Source organism: Kitasatospora purpeofusca, assembly GCF_000718025.1.
In the GTDB taxonomy this organism is placed as follows: domain Bacteria; phylum Actinomycetota; class Actinomycetes; order Streptomycetales; family Streptomycetaceae; genus Kitasatospora; species Kitasatospora purpeofusca.
On record NZ_JODS01000017.1, the window covers coordinates 112,927 to 130,385 of the forward strand.

A 17,459-nucleotide genomic window follows, 5' to 3' on the forward strand; every position below is an offset into this window, starting at 1 on the left:
GAGTGACAGGGGAGGTGCAAGGGACAGGAGGGACGGCCGATCCGTGCCCGGACCGGTTCGGGATACTGCCGGGATGACAAACGAACTGACGGCCCGGCCGGAGACAGCGGCGGCCGGGGACGGGGAGCGTCGGGCACTGCGGCGCGATGTGTCGGGGCCGGCGCTGCTGGCGGGCCTGGTGTGTGTCGCGGTGTCGTTCTCCGGGCCCCTGGTGGTGGTGCTCGCGGCGGCGGCCGCCGGGCGGCTGGACACGGCGCAGACGGCCTCCTGGATCTGGGCGGTGGCGATCGGCAGCGGGGTGAGCGGGTTCGCGCTGAGCTGGTGGACGCGGACGCCGGTGGTCACCGCCTGGTCGACGCCCGGGGCCGCGCTGCTGGTGACCAGCCTGGGCGACTACCCGTACCGGGAGGCGATCGGGGCGTTCCTGGTGAGCGCGGTGACGGTGACGCTGTTCGGAGTGACCGGGTGGTTCGGGCGGCTGATCGCCGCGGTGCCGGTGGGGATCGTGAACGCCATGCTGGCGGGCATCCTGTTCTCCTTCGGCGCCGGGATCTTCGGTGCCGTGCACAGCGCGCCGACGCTGGTGGTCGGCGCCTTCGCGGCGTTCCTGGTGGCCAAGCGGTTCGCGCCCCGGTACGCCGTGCCGGTGGCGCTGCTGGCGGGCGGGGTGCTGGCGGCGCTGACGGTCGGGCTGCCGCTGCGCCTGGGTTCGGGCGGGCCGACGGTGCCGGTGCTGACGGCGCCGGCGTTCTCCTGGTCCGCCCTGGTCGGTCTGGCGCTGCCGCTGACGATCGTGGCCCTGGCCTCGCAGAACGCGCCGGGTCTCGGGGTGATGCGGGCCTTCGGCTACCGGGCGGACGACCGGCTGCTGATCGGTTCGACCGGCGCGATATCGGTGCTGATGGCGCCGTTCGGTTCGCCGGGGGTCAATCTGGCCGCGATCACGGCGGCGATCTGCTCGGGCCCGGAGGCGCATCCGGACCCGCGCCGCCGGTATGTGGCGGGGATGTCCTCGGGTGCGCTGTACGTGCTGGTGGGCAGCTTCGGCGGGGTGCTGGTGAGCCTGTTCACCGGACTGCCGAAGGAACTGATCGCGGTGATCGCCGGGGTCGCGCTGCTGGCCTCGCTCCAGGGCAGCCTCGCGGCGGCGGTGGCCGAGGAGCGCGGGCGGGACGCGGCGATGGTGACGTTCCTGGCGAGCGCCTCGGGCATGAGCCTGTTCGGGATCGGATCGGCTTTCTGGGGGCTGGTGTTCGGTCTGGGCACCCACCTGGTCCTGGACGCCCGGCGGTAGCGGTATCGGCGGCAGGCGACGGGCGGGGCCCGGGAGTGCGCGACACCGGAGGGGCGTGCACGAATCGTTCCGCTCCCCGGGAGGCGCCCGGGTCGGGCCCGTCCGAGGCCGGTCCGAGGTGCCGCGGCCGTCCGCCGAGGCCCGTCCGGCCAGGCGCCACCGGCCCGGACCGGGCGAAACCGGCGTGCGGGAGCGCGGTCCCGGGCCGGGCGCGACACCGGGCGCCATCCGCCCGGCCTTGGCAGGGATCACCGCGACGGCGGACGCTCTGTGCACAGCCGATCATCGGCTGATCCCAACGCACCAGTCAGCCCCGGGAGGGCACCCATGTCGTTCTCGCGCACCCGCATCGCCGCCGTCGCCCTGCTCGTCGCCGGCGCCACCGCCCTGGCCGTCCCGGCCCAGGCCGCCGGCGGCAACCGGGCGCTCAGCCGGTTCGACGACGGCAGCTTCGAGACGCCCAAGGCCCCCGTCAACTCCTTCACCCCGCTGACCGCCGGTCAGACCATCGGCCCGTGGCGCGTCGCGAGCGGCAGCGTCGACCTGATCGGCGCCGGCTTCTGGCAGGCCGCCGAGGGCGACCAGTCGGTGGACCTCAACGGAACCAGCGCCGGCACCGTCACCCAGAGCTTCACCACCGTCCCGGGCGCCACCTACTCGGTCACCTACTCCCTGGCCGGCAACCCGGCGGGCGCGCCGGCCCTGAAGACCGGCCGGGCGCTGATCGACGGCCAGAACTTCCAGGACTTCTCCTTCGACGTCACCGGCCGGACCTTCGCCGCCATGGGCTACGTGGGCCGTCAGTTCACCTTCGTCGCCCAGGGCGCGTCGACCACCCTGGGCTTCACCAGCACCGTCGGCGGGTCGTACGGGCCGGTCGTCGACGACGTGCAGGTGAAGGAGTGCAAGCCCTGTTGCGGCTGACCGGTCCGACGGCCCGACGTCCACCGAGCCTCCGGGTGCCCGGCCAGTCGGTGGACGTCGGGCCGTCGGTGACCCCCGGAGCGGCTCAGCGCCGGCAGAAGACCTCCGCAACCACGGAGAACCCGCCGCCGCTCGGCTTGACGTCGGTGGCGCGCAGGTAGCACTGGCTCCGCAGCCAGCCGGCCCGCTCCGCCTTCGCGAAGGCCGCGTCGGACGCGTTGGCGACTGCCGCGGACTGCGTGTAGCCGTAGCCGCTGGCGGTGAAGGACGCCGACTCGGTCGCGGCGACCGCGGCGGGGCCCGCCGGTGCGGCCCCGGCGACGGCCGCACCGCCGAGCAGACAGGCCGAGGCCGCGACCGCCACGGCGGCGGCACGCAGACGGAACGAGGAAGAACGGTTCACGGGGACTCCTCCGGAACGGATCCGATGTCACGGCGACGACCCGTGCCCCGGACGGGCGCCGGGGCGGACGGGGTCGGCGGAGCAAGTCTCCGGGCGCCGACCCCGGCCGGGCAAAACCCTTCGAGCACCGTCGAATTCGGACGACGGACGCCGCCGGCGGGCCGGCCGACCGTTCAGGGAGCGGCGAACAGCCCCGGGAACGAAGAAGCCAGCCACGGCCGGCGGCCCCAGGCGAGCACCTTGCCCCGGCGGAGGGCGTCGGTGGCGGTGAAGCGGCCCAGGGCGATGAGGAGGAACGCGACCGGTTCGGTGAGGACGGTGCAGTCCGGACGGCGCGGCGGCTCCTCGCTCACCACGGCCGCACCGTCCGTGAAGGTCACCGCGAAGCCGTCCAGGCCCCGCACCCGCAGGCGGTAGCAGGCGCTGTGGCCTGCCGCCGCGCGGGCGTCCACCACCAGCGGCATGGCCGTCCGCAGGAAGGGCATCGTCAGCCCCACCCGCCGCCGGTCGATCGGGTGCGGCCGCCCCAGCGCCACGGCGATGTCGTAGAGGTGGCCCAGCATGTGGGTCAGCAGATAGGCGCCGAGCGTGTCCAGGTCCATGCCGCCCAGTGGGGTCAGGACCGGCTCCGCGCCGCCGCGCGGCCCGGCCGCCGCGGTGAACCGCCGGGCCTGTCGGGCGATCTCCGCGCCGAGCACGGCCGGGTCCCGTTCCGGCCGCTCGGCCAGCGAGGCCGCGTTGGCCGCCGCCAGCGAGCCGGGGGTGCCGTCCCCGTACGGCCGGTCCGCGCCGGCCGCGAGTTCCGCCATCAGCTCGTTGGCCATCGCCAGGTGCGCGGCCGCCTCGGCGACCGTCCACTCCGCGCCGGGTATCGGGGTGGCGCCGCGGCAGCCGGCGAGCAGGGCGACCGCCGCGTCACCGACCTCGGTGACCGCGTCGAACAGCGCGCCGCGCCCGGCGCCGGGCCCCTGCGCGGGGAGCGGGAGTGTCATGAGGGAGAACCATGGCCGACTCCCCGGTCCCTGTCCAGACCCGCGCCGCAGGCCGGGCCGGGAGCCGGCGGGTACCCGCACCCGGAGCGGGGCTCCACCGCGTCAGTCCGCCACCGGGAGCGGCCCGCCACCGGGACGGCTCGGCGAACCGGGCGGACGGCGGTCGAGGACGCGCAGGCGCAGCCGGTGCGGCCGCAGGACGGTGGTCAGGCGCATCGGGCGGTCGTCGGAGCGGCGGCCGCCGGACAGCGCGACGGGGCGCCGGCGTGCCAGCAGGGTGGCCAGCGCGACGCCGGCCTCGGTGCGGGCGAAGTCCGCGCCCAGGCACTGGCGCGGGCCGTTGGCGAAGCCGGCGAACGCCCAGCGCGGCAGCGCGGCGGCCCGCTCGGGCAGCCAGCGGTCCGGGTCGAAGCGGGCCGGGTCGGCGAAGATCCCGGAATGGTGGTGGGCGACGTAGGGGCTCAGCACCACCTGGGTGCCGCGCGGCAGGGTGCGGCCGCCGAGCTCGGTGTCCCGGGTGCAGGTGCGCAGCAGCACCCAGCCCGGCGGGTACAGCCGCAGGGCCTCGGTCAGCACCCGGTCGGTGTACGGCAGTCGGGGCAGGTCGTCCCACCGGGCGGCCCGGCCGTCCGGCAGGACCTCGTCGAGTTCGCGGTACAGGGCGGCGAGCACGTCCGGGTGGGCCGTCAGCAGGCGCAGGGTCCAGGAGAGCTGGGAGGCGGTGGTCTCGGTGCCGGCCAGCAGCATGGCGACGACCTGGTCGTGCAGTTCGGCGTCGGACAGCGCCGTGCCGTCCTCGTCGCGGGCGGCGACCAGGCCCGCCAGCAGGCCGGTGCGGTCGCCGCCGTGCGCCCGGTGGTCGCGCACCAGCTCGGCGACGGTGCTCCGCAGGGTGCGGACGGCCGCGCGGTAGCGGGGACCGGCGGGCAGCCGGACCACCCGCCGCAGCGCTCCGGCGAACGCGGTCTCGAACGCCCGCTGGAGCCGGCCGGCCAGGGCGTCCGGCACCTCGGTGCCGAGCAGGGTGCGGGTCACCACCCGCAGGGTGAAGCGGTAGCAGGAGGGGAAGACGTCCACCACCTCGCCGGGCCGCCAGGAGTCGGCGAGCAGTGCCGCCTCCCGGGTCATCACCTCCGCGTACTCGGCGATCCGGTCGGGCCGGAACTCCGGTTGCAGCATCCGGCGTTGGCGCCGGTGGTCGGCGTGGGCGCAGGTCGCGACCCCGTTGCCGAGGATCTCCCGGAAGCGCCCGTAGATCGGGCCGCCCTTGTCGAAGGTGCGGTCGTCGGCGTAGACCTGCCGCAGCAGTTCCGGGTGGCAGGGCACCACCAGCCGGTTCGGCCCCAGCCGCAGGTCCACCAGGTCGCCGTGCCGGTGCAGCCCGGCCAGCAGGGCGGCCGGATCCCGCACCAGTGCGGGCAGGTGCCCGAGCAGCGGCACCGCCCCGGGCAGGCTCGCGTGGACGTAGGCGGGGGGCGCGGCATCCCGCGCGGACGAGGACACGTACAGCAGCGTAGGGACGGGCGCGGCCCGGCGACAGTGTCCGCGCGCGCCGCGCCCGGGGCCCGGGGGGCGCCCGGGCGCGAACAGGGGGCGTGGGGTCAGGCGCCGGTCGCGGCGGAGGCTGCGACGGTGGCCGCGGTGGTGGCGGCCAGGATCGCGACCTGGGTCGCGCGGATCGTCTCCTGGACGGCGTCCGCCGCCCACTGGCCCTCGGCGAGGGCGGCCATCCTCGGCTCGACGCGCTTGCCCTGCTCCCCGGGGAAGGCCAGCCGGTACAGGCGGGCGCCGTGCAGGAGGCCGATCAGGCCGGCGGTCCGCAGGTCCGGCTCGGCACCGTCCAGCACGACGCGGTTCAGCCGCTCGCGCAGCTCTCGCTCGGCCGTGCCGTCGGCCTCGGGGAAGCGGCGGACGGGGAAGAGTCCGAGCACCCGGTGCCGTTCCTCGGTGACGATGCCGCGCCCGCGCAGGCTCTGCAGGGTGGCTTCGACGCTCCTGGCCTGGTCCTTCCGCAGCCAGGCGGCCACCGTGGCGGACTTGGTGCTCCCGGCCCAGGCAGCGAGCGACTCCAGCCGGGCGTCGAGCAGCGCGTCGCCGGTCGGCGAGCTGTCGGCCACCTCGACCCGGCCGTCGTCGACCCGGATGCGCTCGGCGAGCGCCAGCTCCAGCAGCAGGCCGGCGGCGACGATCCAGCCGACCGCCCAGCGGTCCTTGGCCTGGCCGCTGTCGTCGTCCAGCGACAGCAGCATGATCTCTTCGGCCAGTGTGACGTGCATGGTCCCATCCCCCGTGATCAAGGTACGAGCGCCCGGGTCCGGGGACGGTGGTCCTCGGCCGGAACGTTCGAACGATCGAGTGATGATAGATCATTTCGATCGGAAAAACAGGAGGTCAGGAGGTCAGAGGCTCAGAACGACGCGGCCGGTCGGACGGGCCGGACCGCGCGGGCGGCGAGCAGCTCGTCCAGGCCGACGATCCGGTAGCCGCGTCGGCGCAGGCCGGTGATCACCTCGGGCAGGGCGGCGACGGTCTGCGAACGGTCGCCGCCGCCGTCGTGCATCAGCACCACCGAGCCCGGACCGACCCCGTCCAGCACCCGCTCCGCGAGGACTCCGGCCCCGGGCCGCGACCAGTCCTTCGCGTCGACGTCCCAGAGCGCCGTGGTGAGGCCCGACCCGGCCACCGCCGTGAGGAGTTCCGGGCTGCGGCCGCCGTACGGGGGGCGCAGCCAGCGCGACGGGCGGGTGCCCCCGCAGGCGCTGGCCAGGGCGTCGGCGGTGAAGCCGAGTTGCTCGCGGAGTCCGATCGGGCCGAGGTCCGGCAGGTAGGCGTGGGACCAGCTGTGGTTGCCCAGGGTGTGGCCCTCGGCGGCGATGCGGCGGACGACCTCGGGGTGGGCCAGGGCGTGCAGGCCGATGCAGAAGAACGCGGCGGGGGCGTCGTACCGGGCGAGCACGTCCAGCACCTGCGGGGTGTACTCCGGGTGCGGGCCGTCGTCGAAGGTCAGTGCCACCAGCGGGGCGATTCCCCCGCCTCCTGCCAACAGCAGCCCCTGTTGGGCGAGTTCGTGCTCGACCGGTCCGCTGGCCGCCTCCTCGGCGGCGATCCCGTCCTCGCGGCCGGCCATGGTCCAGCCGTCCGGCGGCAGCGCCGTCAGCGCCTCGGGGCGGGAGCGGCCGAGCGCGGCCAGGGAGCGGGCCGTGGTCCGACCGTCCGTCAGCACCGGTGGGTCGGCCCGGAGTACGGGTATGCCGAGGGCGGCGAGGGGGGCGTCCATGATGCCGTTGGCGCTGTCGAGGACCACCGCGAAGCCGTCCGCCGACTCCGCCGCCAGTTCGGCCAGCCGCGCCACCGGCCGTTCCAGACCGCAGTGTTCGTACACCTCGTCCGCCCCGGACGGCCCGTCGTCGGCGCCCGCCACGGCGATCCGGTAACCCTCACGCGTCAGACCCACACCTGCGAACCGCACTGTGCTGCGCCTCCCTTGGACCGTTCGAGGCCGGCGGGACGGCTGCCGGCGGCTGCGGACGGCGGCCGACGACGGCGGGCCGGTACGGACCGCTGCGGGCGGGCACCCTCGGCATCCGCCCGGCGCGCACCCCGGTCGGCGGGCAGCCCAGATCATACGGACGCCGGGCCTCCGCGACGACAGGTACGGCAGGCAGCTTCCGGCCGAGGGGCGGAGGCCGGGAGGCGGAGGCCGGGTCCGGGGTCCGGGGTCCGGGGTCCGGGGTCCGGGAAAACGGAAGGGCAGGCGCCGGTTAGGGTCGGGGCCATGTCTACTGCCGCCCCCACTCCCACCCTGCGCCCCGCCACCCGCGCCGACCTGCCCGCCGTGCTGGCCCTGCTGGCGGACGAGGACCGGGTGGTTGACCCGGCGACGGTCGTGGTGACGGAGGCGTACGAGCGCGCCTTCCACGCGATCGACACCGACCCGCGCAACGAGATGCTCGTCCTGGCGGACGCGGACGGCGCCGTGATCGGCTGCCTCCAGGCCACCTACATCCCGGGCCTCGGCAAGGGCGGCGCCGAACGGGCGCTGCTCGAAGCGGTGCGGATCCGCGCCGACCGGCGCGGGGAGGGGCTCGGCCGCGTCCTGATGGCGCTCGCGATCGACCGGGCCCGTTCGCGCGGCTGCGGGCTGGTCCAGCTGACCAGCAACAAGCAGCGCGAGGCCGCGCACCGCTTCTACGCCGGGCTGGGCTTCACCCGCAGCCACGACGGGTTCAAGCTCGCGCTCTGAGGCCGGTGCTCCGTGCGCCGTGCGCCGGGGCACCCACCCGGCGGGCCGCGGCGGCGGGGAAGCCGCCGGGAAGCGGCAGCGGAGCGGCCGGTTCCGGCCAGGCCGCGGACGGGGCGGGACGGGTGCGGTGGGGCGGCCGGTACCGGTGCGGGGGCGGACGGGGCTGGGCGGGCCGCCGGGGCGGACGGGGCGGTGGACGGCCGCCGCGCGAACGGCCGACGGCGGACCGGGCGGCCCGTGCCGGAGGCCTGTGCCACCGCCCGGCGCGCCCCTACGATGTGAGCGCCGTCGGGCCTGACCCCCGACCCCGTCACTGCCGGCCGACGCCGGACCGCACCGGTCCTCCCTGAGGGGCCGTCGTCCCGTCGGCCGCCGCGCCGGCCCCCGCCACGGGCCCGGGCGGAGCAGCAGTGCGGGCAGCACCGCGCAGGCCACCCGTGATTCCTCACCGTCCAAGGGGTATGCCCATGCACGCCGGTACCTTCGCACCACCGGTCAGACCCGTCGGCGGCGCCCGCGCCGTCCGCGCCCTGCTCCTCGTCCTCGCCGTGCTGGCGGCCCTGGTGGGCGTCAGCCTCCCGGCGGCCGGCCCGGCCCACGCCGCGGTGCCCGACCGCTGGGGCTTCGCCTACCTCGACAACCCGAACCCACCGCTGGGGTACGTCCCCGACCCCAGCCGCCAGTGGGGCAGTTGGCCCACTCCGGCCGCCAACCCGGTGAAGGTCGACCAGCTCGGCACCGGTTCCTACGTGGTGCACTTCCCGCTGATCGCCGGGCCCGGCGGCATCGCGCACGTGACGGCCGTGAGCCGCACCGGCAGCTGGTGCCAGGTCCGGAGCTGGGGCACCGCCGGCACCGGCCAGGACGTCACCGTGGGCTGCTACCGCCCGGGCGGCGCGCCCGAGGACAACCGGTTCACCGTCCTCTACACCACCAGCAGCGGCGTGCCGTCCCCGCCCGGCGGCAGCTACGGCTATGTGTTCGCCAACCCCACCGGATCGGTGATCACCCAGTACAACTCGGCCGGCGGCACCAACACGGTGGGCCCCGGCGGCACCGGCATCTGGAAGGTCTGGCTGCCCGGCCTGGGCCAGTCCACCCCGGTCGGCAACCTCCAGGTCACCGCCGTGGACGCGACCGCGGGCGCCCGCTGCAAGGTCGCCGACTGGTCGCCCTCCGCCACCGGCCAGACCGTCGTGGTCGCGTGCTTCAACGCGTCCAGCGCGCCGTACAACACCCGCTGGACGCTGAGCTACGCGGAGAAGCGGGCCGTGCACGGCCCGGCCTTCCCGCCCAGCAACTTCGGCTACCTGTGGTTCAACGGCGGTCTCCCCCCGGGCACCAACTACAACTCCTCCGGGGCCGTCAACACCCTGACCGGCTCGGTGCCGTACACCGTCAACCTGCCGAACGTCGCGGTGCCCTCGGACACCGCCCAGGTCACGGCCTTCGGCCCCGGCCCGGACTACTGCGGGCTGGCCACGCCCTGGAACCGCAGCGCCGGCACGGTGAACCTGTTCGCGCTGTGCTTCAACAGCTCGGGCTCGCCGATCGCGTCCCGCTTCTTCACCGCCTACACCTCGGCGTTCTAGCCGCGCCGACGGCCGGGCGCGCGACGGTGGTCGCGCGCCCGGCCGTGGAGCGGTGCCGCCTCAGCTCCGGGTGAAGGTGCCGAGGCCGTCGTGGTCGAACTGCTCGACCACCACGGTGGCGGCCTTCCCGTCCGCCCCCACCGCGAAGGTCACCCCGGACAGGCCGGCCGCGTTCTCGCCCCGGGTCCGGAAGCTGAACACGTCGCCGTCGTAGTGCTGGAGCGGGAAGCGCAGGTTGTCCGGCCCCAGGCTCATCACCAGCCCGCCGCCGTCCCCGGGGCCCACCGTCAGCGGACCGAAGTAGTCGTTGCCGTAGGTGCCGAGGTAGGCGCTGTCCGGCTTCGCCGGGGCCGCTCCGGCCGGCGGGGAGGCGTAGTCGGTCGGCGACACCGGGCTCGCCGCGGCGGCGGGCACCACCTTGCCCAGGAAGCCCAGCCAGTCCACCGTCTCGTGGCCGTACTGGGCGAGGTCGAAGAACTCCTCGGCCACCGCCTCGGGGACGCCGGTGGGCTGGCCGTTGGTCAGGACCACGATCCCCAGCTGCTCGGAGGGCAGCAGGGTCACCACGGTCGCCGCGCCCAGCGAGAAGGCGCCGGAGTGGTTCAGCCGCAGCCGGCCCTCGGCGTCGTAACTCACGTTCCAGCCCAGGCCGTAGAAGCCGCTCCGGCCGGCGGGCGCCGTGGTCGGGCTGGAGACGGTCTGCGGCAGCCGGGTCTCGTTCAGTCCCGCCGGGTCGACGATCTGCTTGCCCTCGAAGGTGCCGTCGGCGAGCTGCAGCCGCATCCACCGGCCGAGGTCCTGCACGGTGGAGCTCACCCCGCCGGCCGGGGCCTGCGGGTCGGGGTTCTCGGTGGTGCTGACCTGCCAGCCGGCGGCGTCGCGCACGTGCGGCGTCGCCTTGTTCGCCGCGCTGTCGTAGGCGGAGCGCAGGGAGCTGGTGGAGTTCATCCCCAGCGGCTTGTAGAGCACGTCCGCCGCGAGGTCCTCCCAGGCCACGCCCTTGGCCTTGGCGACGGCCACGGCGGCCTCGGTCAGGCCGTAGTTGGTGTAGGCGTAGCTCGCGCGGAACGGCGCCAACCGGTGCTCCCGGAGGTGCTGCAGGATGTAGTCGCGCTGGTAGCCGAGGTCCTCCAGCAGGTCGCCGGCGTGGTCCGGCAGACCGCTGCGGTGGGCGAACAGGTCGGCGATCGTCACATGGCTGCTCACCCAGGGGTCGGCCAGGGCGAAGCCGGGATCGTGGGCGGTCACCGGGTCGTCCCACTTCACCGTCTTCTGGCCGACCACCCCGGCGACCACGGTCGAGGAGATCGGCTTGGACACCGAGGCGAGCTGGAACACCGTGTCCGGGTCCACCGTCTCCGGCTTGCCGAGCTGGCGGACGCCCAGGCCCTTGGCGTGGATCACCTTGTCCTTGTACACGACGGCGAGGGCCAGCCCCGGCACCCCGGTCTTCGCCAGGGCGTTCTGCGCGTAGCCGTCGATCCGGGCCACGGCGGCGTTCACCTGGTCCTCGGTCAGTTCGGCCGGGGGCTGCCGCGGCGGCGCGGTGGCCGGGGCGGACGCCGAGGTCGTCGAAGCGCCGCCGGAGGACGGGGAGGCCGGGCTCGTGGGGGCGGGTTCGGGGTCGCCGCCGGACGTCGAGGTGCATCCGCCGAGCAGCGGGACGCCCAGCAGCAGACCGGCCGCCAGCAGGGGCGCGGTGCCGCGCGGCACCGGGCGGGGCGTGGTCCGGCCGGGCCCGGCGGCGGTCCGCCGGGGTGCGCCGTGACGATGCATCGGGATCCTCCCTCGTCCGGGCGGCGCGGCCCGCATTCGGCGGCGCCGCCGTCCGCCTCACGGCGCGAGTATTCGACGCCCCGTCCGGCGCCCGCTCCCGCCGCGCGCCCGGCCGTCCCGCAATCCACCCGTCCGGCGGCGCGGGGCCGGAGGGGGCAGCGGCGCGGGTCGACGAGAGCGGACGGCCCGGCCCCGGTCGCGGCGCCGGTCCCGGTCGGGCCCCGGTCAGGTGTCGGACAGCAGCTCGCGGATCAGGCGGACCAGGGCCGGCACCGCCGGGTGCGGCGGGGTGTCGGCGCGCCGGGCGAGGAACAGCGGCACCGGCGGGGCGTCGGTGAGCGGCCGGTAGGCGATCATCGGGTGGCTGTGCAGCCGGGGCGTCGCCGCGGTCGAGACGCCGACGGCGCGGCCCCCGGCGATGGCGGTGAGCCACTCGTCGGTATTGTCGACCTCGATCGTCGCCGGTGGCCTGGCCCCGGCCGGCCAGAGGTCGAGGGTGGTGGTACCGGCGACCGTGTTCAGCGCAACCGGCCGTGCGGCGAGGTCTGCGAGGGTGAGGGTGGCGCGCCCGGCGAGTTCGCTGTCCGCGGGGACGGCCGCCACCCGCTCCTCCTCCAGCAGCAGTTCGGTGACCAGCCCGGGTTCGGTGACCTCGCCCCGCAGCAGGGCGACATCCGCCCGGCCCCGGGCGAGGCCGGCGGTGCGGTCGTCGATCCGGCGCAGTTCGAGCGGCTGGTCCGGGTGCTCCCGGTCCCAGCGGCGCAGCAGCGGCACGGTGTACTCGCCGAGGGCCGGCCAGGGGTGGCCGAGGCGCAGCGGGAGGACGGTCAGCGCGCGGGGGTCGAGGGCGACGTCGACGGCGGAGAGGGCGGCGGCGGCCCGGTCCCGGAAGGCCAGGCCGGCGGCGGTGAGCTCCAGGTGGTGGGTGGAGCGGTCGACCAGGCGGGTGCCCAGGTGGTTCTCCAGTTGGCGCAGGGTGCGGGACAGGGCGGGCTGGCCGATGTGCAGGCGGAGCGCGGCGCGGGTGATCGTCCCTTCCTCGGCGATGGCGAGGAAGGCTCGCAGGTGGCGCAGCTCGATGGTCATGCCCGGGGAGCATAACCGCCGTCGGATCGGCATTTCACGCGCCGGGGTCGGATTCCTAGCGTGGACGGCATGACGAGAAGGACGGACACGATGTCAGAGATCGCGACGGCGGTTGCACCGCCGAGGTTCGCAGCGGGCCTCCGGAGCGGCGGACAACAGGCACGGGGCAGGCCCCGGACGGTGAGCGTGCCCGCCCGGGCGGGCAGTGCCGCCGGTGTCGGCATGGTGCTGGCCGGCACCCTCTCGGTGCAGTTCGGCTCCGCCGTCGCCGCCCTGCTGTTCCCCCGGGCCGGCGCCCTGGGCACGGTCGCGCTGCGGGTGACGATCACGGCCGTGCTGCTGCTCGCCGTATGCCGCCCCCGGCTGCGCGGGTACGGCCGGGCGGACTGGGCCGTCGCGGGCGTCTACGGGGTCGCGCTCGGCGGGATGAACATCCTCTTCTACCAGGCGATCGACCGGATCCCGCTCGGCCCGGCGGTGGCCCTGGAGGTGCTCGGGCCGCTGCTGATGTCGGTCGTCGTCGCCCGGCGGGCGGCCGGCCTGCTGTGGGCGGGGCTGGCGTTCGCGGGCGTGCTGCTGCTCGGGCGGGACGGCTTCGACCGGCTCGACCCGGCCGGTGCCGGGTTCGCGCTCGGCGCGGGCGCGATGTGCGCCGCCTACATCCTGCTCGGTGCCCGGGCCGGGCGGCGCTTCCCCCGGTTGGACGGGCTCGCGGTGGCGATGACGGTGGCCGCGCTGATGAGCCTGCCGCTGGGGATCGGCTCGGCCGGCGCCACCCTGCTGGAACCCGGGGTGCTGGGGCTCGGGCTGGCGGTGGCGCTGCTGTCCTCGGGCCTGCCGTACTCGCTGGAGCTGCTGGCGCTGCGGCGGCTGTCCGCGCCGGCCTTCGCCGTCCTGACCGGGCTGGCCCCGGCGGTCGGGGCGCTGGCCGGGTTCCTGGTACTGGGGCAGGAGCTGTCGGCGGCCCAGTGCCTGGCGGTGGTCCTGGTGGTGGCGGCCGGCGCGGGCGCGGTCCGGGCGGGCCGGGGAGCGGCCCCCTCGCCACGATCGGCCCTTCGCCGGCCGAACGCGGGATCGACGGAAGGACCGCCCGGACGCCCCGGGGCGTAGGAACTGCGCCAGTCCGACGGTTCGGATCCGGCCGATTTCCCCGCGGCACTCCCGGAGCGCCCGCGCGCCTGCCATGCTCACCAGCGGCAATGCGCTCCGAGTAGTCGGAGCGTCACACACCGTTGACGAAAGTCCGGGTGGGCACGTGCAGTACTCGATCAGCGCGGCGGCGTTCGTCGCGATCATCATCCTGATCCGCCTCCGGCGCCGGACCGAGGCCCGCAGTCGGGGCGACGAGGCGTTCACCGTGTTCAGCAGCATCGTGCTCGGCGTCCTGATCGCCGGCACGGGCTGGGGGCAGGCGATCCTCCAACTCGTCGGTGTGGTCACCCGGGCCACCCACTGACCGGGACGGAGGACGGTTGACCGGACGCCGAACTCCCGTACGCCGCCGCAGGCGTGGCCGCCGCCCGCCGGGCGACGGGCTGGCCTGGCTGGTGGGCGCGGCGGTGGCGGCGACGGTGCTGCGCTGGCTGGCGGCGCACTGGTGGCTGCTCGTCCTCGCCGCCGTCACGGCCGCCGCCGCGGTCGCAGCGGCGGCACACCGGCGTCTCCGCGCGGCGCGCGAACAGCGGTTGCACGCCGCGCGGTTGCGGCTGGCGCTGACCGGTCCGGGCGGGCTCGACCGGCTGGCACCGGACGCCTTCGAGTACGCGGTGCGCGACCTGCTGGAGCGGGACGGCTGCCGCGCGCGCAAGGTCGTCGGGGCGAACGACCGGGGCGTGGACGTCCTCGCCGAGGACCCGGCGGGCCGCCGCTGGGCGGTGCAGTGCAAGCACAAGCAGGATCCCGTCGGCGGTAGACCGGTGGGCGTCGGCGTGCTCTACGCGCTCGCCGGCACCTACCGGCGCAGCCACGGCGCCCACGTCGCGGTCGTCGTCACCAACGGCCGCTTCTCCCGCGAGGCGCTCAAGTGGGGCGCCGAGCAGGGCATCCTGCTCGTCGACCGGCCCTCGCTCGCCCGCTGGGCCGGGGCTGGCCGCCCGCTGTGGGAGGTCCTGCCCCGCGTCCCGGCCCCCCGCCAGGGGCGCCACCGCTGACGTCCGACCGCCGGCCTGCCGACCGTGGGGCGGTGTCGCGCCCGAACGGGCTCTGGCAGGATCGGCCGGGTGGAGAACGACGAGGGGACGGGGCCCCGATTGGTCGTCGGGGCGGGGTACGCGCTGTACCGGGGACCGCTCGCCGACAGCCACGCCCACCGGCACGCGGCCTTCCAGGTCGCGTTCGCGTCCGGGGCGGCCGAGCCCGTGCCCACGGTGACGGCCACCGACGGGGACGGGGTGCGGCACCGCGGTGCCGCACTGGTGGTGGCACCGATGGTGCGCCACCGGATGGCGCCGGTGCGGGAGTTGGTGACCTACTTCGTCGATCCGCACTGCGCGTTCGCCGACCGGCTGCGGAGCCCCGGCGGCCCGGGCATCACGGTGGCGCCGCAGTGGCGCGGCCTGCGGGAGGAACAGGTCCGCCCCGCCGGGGCACTGCCCTCGGCCCGGGTCGATCCCCGGCTGCGCGCGGCGATGGAGGCCGCCGGCGACGACGCCCTTCCGCTGGCCGGTCTGGCCGCACAGGTCGGGCTCTCCCCGCAGCGCCTGCGGGCGCTGGCGCAGGAGCAGTTGGGCCTGCCGCTGGCCCGCTGGCGGATCTGGCGGCGGCTGGCCCGCGCGGCCGACGCGCTGCGCGCGGGCAGCACCCCGGCCGAGGCCGCCCTCCTCGGCGGCTTCGCGGACCAGGCGCACTTCGGGCGCCGGATGCGGGAGATGACGGGGCTGACGCCCGCCGCGGTACTCCCCGCCCTACGCCCGGCCCTGCTGCCGGCCCTGCGCCCGGCCCTGCGCCCGGTCGGTGGTCAGGACCGCCTGGCCACGTAGAGCGAGAGCGAGCCCGTCAGCGTCGCGACGGTCTCGCTCTCCCGCACGTTCTCGAAGCCCGCCTCCGCGATCAGCCGGGGCAGGACGCCGTCGGCGTTGGGCTGGGTGTCCGCCTTCCCGTCGGCCAGTTGCACGAACCGGAACGCCAGCCGCATCGCGGCCGTGCGCTGCTTGCCGTAGTCGGCGATCACCAACTTGCCGCCGGGGCGCAGCGTCTCGTGCATCGCGGCCAGTACGGCGCGCTTCATCGGCACGGGGCACTGGTGCAGGACCAGGCTGGAGACGACGGTGTCGGCCGTCCCGGCACCCACGATCGCGGCCACCTCGTCGCCCATACCGACCCGCCACTCCGTGGTGCCGCCCGGGGTACCGCCCGCGACGGCAGCGGCGGCGGCCTTGCGCCGGGCCACCGCCAGGGCCTCCGGGTCGGGATCGACACCGATGACGGTGGCGCGCGGTTCGACCCGGTTCAGCAGCACCGCCAACGAGCCGGTGCCGCAGCCGACATCGACGACCACGTCCTCCGGTCGCGGCGCGACGTGCATGGCGACCAGGCTGCGCCACAGCCGCTCCCGGGTGAGGGCGACCACCGGATCGTAGAGGCGGACCGGCGCGAAGCGTCCGGCGGCGGGGGTGAAACGGCGTTCGTCCATGGGCAGCAGTCTTGACGTGACGTCAGTGCCGCGTCTTGAACGAATCGCTCGCCCGGCGGCCGGGGCAGGACGGCCCCGGCCGCCGGGGTCAGCCCGCCGCGGCGACGAGGCGTTGGAGCTGGGGCGTCACCAGCTCCGGGCGCAACGCCGGGGCGTGGGCGGTGTCGTCGGCGGTCAGGAACAGCACCCGGTTGTCACCCACGGCCGCCCAGAGGTAGACCCTGGTGAGGCCGCCGGGCGAGGTGACGGCCCCGGTGGGGGTCCGCACCTGGAAGCCGACGGCCGGGACGTCGAGCCCCGGCCACGGGACCGGCTCGACCGTCAGCTGCACGCCGCCGTTGCCGTTGTCGAGCCGGACGCCGGTGCAGCCGCCCCCGGTCACCGCCGCCCGCAGCGCCTCGAAGCGTTCCCGGGAGAGCCCGTCGGCGAGCCCGGCCACGTCGATCTGGGTCCGGTTGGCGAGCACGTTGTTCCCGGTGACGTACCAGCGGCGGACGGACCCGGCCGGTCGCTCGAACATCGCGCGGAGCACCGGCGCGCATTCGGGGTGCTGCTGCGCGGCCGCCTCTGCCTTCGGGTCCAGGGCGGTGGCCGTCGACGCGACGGCGGGGGCCTCGGCGGTGCTGCCCGGCGGCAGGTCGGCGTCGGGCAGCAGGGCGGCGGCGAGCCGTTCCCCGAACAGGGCGGCACTCGGGCGCCACGCCGCCCCGGGCGGCGGGGCGGCGTTGTCGTCCCCGGTCTGCGTGCTCGCGGCCGGGGACGACGTGCTCACGGCCGGGGCCGGAGTCGGGGACGGTGACGGAGACGAGGCGCAGCCCGCCGTGAGGGCGAGCAGCGCCAGGATCGCCGGTGCTACGCGTGCGGTCGGCCCGGTCAAGAGGTCTCCATTCGTCGTTCCCGGATGTCCACCCGTCAGGAGTGGGCGCGTTCCCAGAGCTCGGTGACCTTGCCGGAGGCGTCGACGGCCACCTTGTAGTCGCCCGCCGAGCAGGGGTACGAGCCCTTCTCACTGTGCGGGGAGGCGAGGCACTCGTTGATGTGCTTGACCACACCGGCCAGGTCGACGTCCTTCGGGGCCGCCATCACCGAGCTGAGGTGGCCCTTGGCGGTGGGGGCGAAGGCCGCCGTCCGGTCGGCGCCGACCGGTTCGAAGGACACGTCGTTGACGCCGCAGGCGTCCTTGGTGTCCCGGTAGGCGAGGGTGGTGGTGCTGGTCCCCTTCACCGGGTAGATCCACTTCTGGCCGGCGGGCAGCGGCGCGTGGGTGCAGAAGCCCTCCGGCTCGTCGGAGGCGGACCCGGCGGGCGCGGTGGCCGGCGCGGCACCCTTGGTGGCGGGCGCGGTGGCCGGCGACGTGGCGGGCGCGGTGGCGGCGGGCGGCGCGGTGGTGCCCTTGGCGCTCTGGTCGGGCGAGTTGTCCGGACCGCAGGCGGCCAGACCGAACGCGGCGGTCGCGACCAGAGCCGTGGCGAGCAGTCTCCTGGAAACGGGCATGACGAAGGAACCCCCGTGTAATGC

Annotated in this window: 18 protein-coding genes; 8 read left to right on the plus strand and 10 right to left on the minus strand. The window is 75.8% G+C overall.

The window, feature by feature from the left end; translation table 11 throughout:
• Positions 1-73 precede the first annotated feature (73 nt).
• The gene (locus IF01_RS0123330; protein ID WP_030395463.1) at positions 74-1,294 is read left to right on the plus strand and encodes a benzoate/H(+) symporter BenE family transporter; all 1,221 of its coding nucleotides are present in this window, start codon (positions 74-76) and stop codon (positions 1,292-1,294) included.
• A 327-nt stretch (positions 1,295-1,621) separates the two neighbouring features.
• On the plus strand, positions 1,622-2,218 hold the full coding sequence (locus IF01_RS0123335) for a choice-of-anchor C family protein (protein ID WP_030395464.1): 597 nt from the start codon (positions 1,622-1,624) through the stop codon (positions 2,216-2,218).
• Between the two features lie 85 nt (positions 2,219-2,303).
• Here the strand turns inward: IF01_RS0123335 and IF01_RS0123340 are convergent, their stop codons facing one another.
• The 5 genes from IF01_RS0123340 to IF01_RS0123360 all read right to left on the minus strand — a co-directional run bounded on the left by IF01_RS0123340 (position 2,304) and on the right by IF01_RS0123360 (position 7,067).
• Complete coding sequence (locus IF01_RS0123340; RefSeq protein WP_037780828.1) at positions 2,304-2,621, minus strand: hypothetical protein; 318 nt, start codon at positions 2,619-2,621, stop codon at positions 2,304-2,306.
• A 173-nt stretch (positions 2,622-2,794) separates the two neighbouring features.
• The gene (locus tag IF01_RS0123345) at positions 2,795-3,613 is read right to left on the minus strand and encodes a maleylpyruvate isomerase family mycothiol-dependent enzyme (protein WP_051740296.1); all 819 of its coding nucleotides are present in this window, start codon (positions 3,611-3,613) and stop codon (positions 2,795-2,797) included.
• 102 nt (positions 3,614-3,715) lie between these two features.
• Entirely contained in the window at positions 3,716-5,116 is a 1,401-nt protein-coding gene (locus IF01_RS0123350) for a cytochrome P450 (RefSeq protein ID WP_063764283.1), read from the minus strand.
• 98 nt (positions 5,117-5,214) lie between these two features.
• On the minus strand, positions 5,215-5,889 hold the full coding sequence (locus tag IF01_RS0123355; protein ID WP_030395468.1) for a GOLPH3/VPS74 family protein: 675 nt from the start codon (positions 5,887-5,889) through the stop codon (positions 5,215-5,217).
• Between the two features lie 131 nt (positions 5,890-6,020).
• On the minus strand, positions 6,021-7,067 hold the full coding sequence (locus IF01_RS0123360; protein ID WP_051756017.1) for a polysaccharide deacetylase family protein: 1,047 nt from the start codon (positions 7,065-7,067) through the stop codon (positions 6,021-6,023).
• 321 nt (positions 7,068-7,388) lie between these two features.
• On the opposite strand from IF01_RS0123360, the gene IF01_RS0123365 reads away from it, so the two are divergent.
• Together IF01_RS0123365 and IF01_RS0123370 are read left to right on the plus strand one after the other, a co-directional pair.
• The gene (locus IF01_RS0123365) at positions 7,389-7,856 is read left to right on the plus strand and encodes a GNAT family N-acetyltransferase (protein ID WP_030395470.1); all 468 of its coding nucleotides are present in this window, start codon (positions 7,389-7,391) and stop codon (positions 7,854-7,856) included.
• 467 nt (positions 7,857-8,323) lie between these two features.
• On the plus strand, positions 8,324-9,448 hold the full coding sequence (locus IF01_RS0123370) for a hypothetical protein (RefSeq protein WP_030395471.1): 1,125 nt from the start codon (positions 8,324-8,326) through the stop codon (positions 9,446-9,448).
• Between the two features lie 60 nt (positions 9,449-9,508).
• Here IF01_RS0123370 and IF01_RS0123375 read toward each other — a convergent pair whose 3' ends face one another.
• The gene (locus IF01_RS0123375; RefSeq protein ID WP_078880231.1) at positions 9,509-11,224 is read right to left on the minus strand and encodes a serine hydrolase; all 1,716 of its coding nucleotides are present in this window, start codon (positions 11,222-11,224) and stop codon (positions 9,509-9,511) included.
• A gap of 225 nt (positions 11,225-11,449) precedes the next feature.
• Positions 11,450-12,310: a LysR family transcriptional regulator gene (locus tag IF01_RS0123380; RefSeq protein WP_030395473.1), complete on the minus strand. Its 861-nt coding sequence runs from the start codon at positions 12,308-12,310 to the stop codon at positions 11,450-11,452.
• A gap of 69 nt (positions 12,311-12,379) precedes the next feature.
• Between IF01_RS0123380 and IF01_RS0123385 the strand changes: the two genes are divergently transcribed.
• From IF01_RS0123385 to IF01_RS0123400, 4 genes are all read left to right on the plus strand, one after another.
• Positions 12,380-13,420: an EamA family transporter gene (locus IF01_RS0123385; RefSeq protein WP_244215600.1), complete on the plus strand. Its 1,041-nt coding sequence runs from the start codon at positions 12,380-12,382 to the stop codon at positions 13,418-13,420.
• A gap of 145 nt (positions 13,421-13,565) precedes the next feature.
• Positions 13,566-13,766: a hypothetical protein gene (locus IF01_RS0123390; RefSeq protein WP_030395475.1), complete on the plus strand. Its 201-nt coding sequence runs from the start codon at positions 13,566-13,568 to the stop codon at positions 13,764-13,766.
• A 16-nt stretch (positions 13,767-13,782) separates the two neighbouring features.
• A complete protein-coding gene (locus IF01_RS0123395; RefSeq protein ID WP_078880233.1) occupies positions 13,783-14,460 on the plus strand; it encodes a restriction endonuclease in 678 nt (225 codons plus the stop codon).
• A 69-nt stretch (positions 14,461-14,529) separates the two neighbouring features.
• On the plus strand, positions 14,530-15,288 hold the full coding sequence (locus tag IF01_RS0123400; RefSeq protein WP_051756020.1) for a helix-turn-helix domain-containing protein: 759 nt from the start codon (positions 14,530-14,532) through the stop codon (positions 15,286-15,288).
• Here the strand turns inward: IF01_RS0123400 and IF01_RS0123405 are convergent.
• The 3 genes from IF01_RS0123405 to IF01_RS48430 all read right to left on the minus strand — a co-directional run bounded on the left by IF01_RS0123405 (position 15,267) and on the right by IF01_RS48430 (position 17,435).
• On the minus strand, positions 15,267-15,941 hold the full coding sequence (locus tag IF01_RS0123405; RefSeq protein ID WP_030395478.1) for a class I SAM-dependent methyltransferase: 675 nt from the start codon (positions 15,939-15,941) through the stop codon (positions 15,267-15,269). The genes IF01_RS0123400 and IF01_RS0123405 overlap by 22 nt on opposite strands.
• An 88-nt stretch (positions 15,942-16,029) precedes the next feature.
• Positions 16,030-16,713 (minus strand): hypothetical protein, encoded by a 684-nt coding sequence (locus tag IF01_RS0123410; protein WP_030395479.1) that lies wholly within the window; start codon positions 16,711-16,713, stop codon positions 16,030-16,032.
• Between the two features lie 140 nt (positions 16,714-16,853).
• Positions 16,854-17,435: a hypothetical protein gene (locus IF01_RS48430; protein WP_030395480.1), complete on the minus strand. Its 582-nt coding sequence runs from the start codon at positions 17,433-17,435 to the stop codon at positions 16,854-16,856.
• Between the last annotated feature and the right edge of the window lie 24 nt (positions 17,436-17,459).

Bases quoted from the DNA above. Each gene is read 5' to 3' on its own strand.
- IF01_RS0123355 (WP_030395468.1), bottom strand. From the start codon at position 5,889: ATGCACGTCACACTGGCCGAAGAGATCATGCTGCTGTCGCTGGACGAC.
- IF01_RS0123370 (WP_030395471.1), top strand. From the start codon at position 8,324: ATGCACGCCGGTACCTTCGCACCACCGGTCAGACCCGTCGGCGGCGCC.
- IF01_RS0123345 (WP_051740296.1), bottom strand. From the start codon at position 3,613: ATGACACTCCCGCTCCCCGCGCAGGGGCCCGGCGCCGGGCGCGGCGCG.
- IF01_RS0123375 (WP_078880231.1), bottom strand. From the start codon at position 11,224: ATGCATCGTCACGGCGCACCCCGGCGGACCGCCGCCGGGCCCGGCCGG.
- IF01_RS0123380 (WP_030395473.1), bottom strand. From the start codon at position 12,310: ATGACCATCGAGCTGCGCCACCTGCGAGCCTTCCTCGCCATCGCCGAG.
- IF01_RS0123385 (WP_244215600.1), top strand. From the start codon at position 12,380: ATGACGAGAAGGACGGACACGATGTCAGAGATCGCGACGGCGGTTGCA.
- IF01_RS0123365 (WP_030395470.1), top strand. From the start codon at position 7,389: ATGTCTACTGCCGCCCCCACTCCCACCCTGCGCCCCGCCACCCGCGCC.
- IF01_RS48430 (WP_030395480.1), bottom strand. From the start codon at position 17,435: ATGCCCGTTTCCAGGAGACTGCTCGCCACGGCTCTGGTCGCGACCGCC.
- IF01_RS0123335 (WP_030395464.1), top strand. From the start codon at position 1,622: ATGTCGTTCTCGCGCACCCGCATCGCCGCCGTCGCCCTGCTCGTCGCC.
- IF01_RS0123405 (WP_030395478.1), bottom strand. From the start codon at position 15,941: ATGGACGAACGCCGTTTCACCCCCGCCGCCGGACGCTTCGCGCCGGTC.
- IF01_RS0123330 (WP_030395463.1), top strand. From the start codon at position 74: ATGACAAACGAACTGACGGCCCGGCCGGAGACAGCGGCGGCCGGGGAC.